This is a genomic window from Actinomycetota bacterium (genome assembly GCA_030682655.1).
Taxonomy (GTDB): Bacteria; Actinomycetota; Coriobacteriia; order Anaerosomatales; family JAUXNU01; genus JAUXNU01.
In genome coordinates this window covers 1-1,115 of the sequence record JAUXNU010000120.1, presented here as the reverse complement: position 1 = coordinate 1,115, position 1,115 = coordinate 1, and the positions used below count along the sequence as shown (strand labels likewise).

2 protein-coding genes are annotated in these 1,115 nt (G+C 63.9%); both read right to left on the bottom strand.

Annotation, left to right across the window (positions count from 1 at the left end):
• Positions 1–864, bottom strand: an 864-nt coding sequence (locus Q8K99_07055) for a nitronate monooxygenase (protein MDP2182311.1), incomplete at its 3' end; no start/stop codon positions are given.
• A gap of 104 nt (positions 865–968) precedes the next feature.
• Positions 969–1,115 (bottom strand): acyl carrier protein (gene acpP / locus Q8K99_07050; GenBank protein ID MDP2182310.1); only part of this gene is annotated, 147 nt, incomplete at its 5' end.

Below are 1,115 nucleotides of genomic sequence, written 5' to 3'. Positions count from 1 at the left end.
AGAACCGGCGAAGACGAGGCCGTTCTCCACGTCACCGTCATGGGCCATCTCAAGCCGGTCAATGATGCAGTACTCCTTGTTGCATTCCTTGAGGCAGTTGCGACACTTCTCGATCGGAGGGTACTCGCCGAGCTGAGCGCGCTCCCAGAACGGGTTTCTGAGCGCACGTCCCGGCATGCCCACGGGGCTGTTCACGATGACGACGTCATCTGGCTTTGCGTCGACGTACATCTGCTTGAACGCTTCAGGTGCCGAGCACTCTGCGGTCGCGAGGAAGCGGCTACCCATCTGCACACCTGCGGCACCGAGATCGAGCACCTCTTTGATGTCCGCGCCGGTGACGACGCCGCCGGCGCCTATGACGGGTATGTCGACGGCCTCGAGGATCTCGGGAAGGAGATCGCGCATGAGCCGGTCGGTTCCGAGGTGTCCTCCAGCCTCAAAGCCCTCGACCACTACCGCCGAAGCTCCGAACCTCTCGGAGAGCTTCGCGACGCGCGTGGAGCCGACTATGGGAACCATCGGGACGTTCGCCTCGCGGCACCACCCGAAGACATCACGGGAGAAGCCCGCTCCGGCGATGATGACGTCGACACCCTCGTCGAGGGCTGCGTGGATGAGGTTGGCGAATATGCGCACCGCGACCATGACGTTCACGCCGATGATGCCGTCCGGTGCAATCCGGCGAGCCTCACGAATCTCGTCCCGCAGCTCGGAGACGGTCAGGCCGCTTCCGGCGATGATGCCGATCCCGCCTGCGGCGGCTACTGCGCCCGCGAGCGGGGCGAGCGAGAGCTTGACCGCCATACCGCCCTGAATGATGGGCAGTCGGGCGGTGCGGTTCCCGATTGTCAGGGTAGGCATGTCCACGAGCGGGCCTCTCTCGCATGCGCGTGCATACGGCAAGCCCGGCGACGGCCAACATGAACCGCCGCCGGGCGGATTCACCTTAAAGGCGAGTGCCCACTCTAGGAGGCGTTCGCCTGGATATAGCTGACGGCATCGCCGACGGTCTTGATCCCCTCGGCTTCCTCGTCTGGGATCTTGACCTCAAACTCCTCTTCAAGCGCCATGACAAGCTCGACGATATCGAGCGAGTCCGCGCCGAGATCATC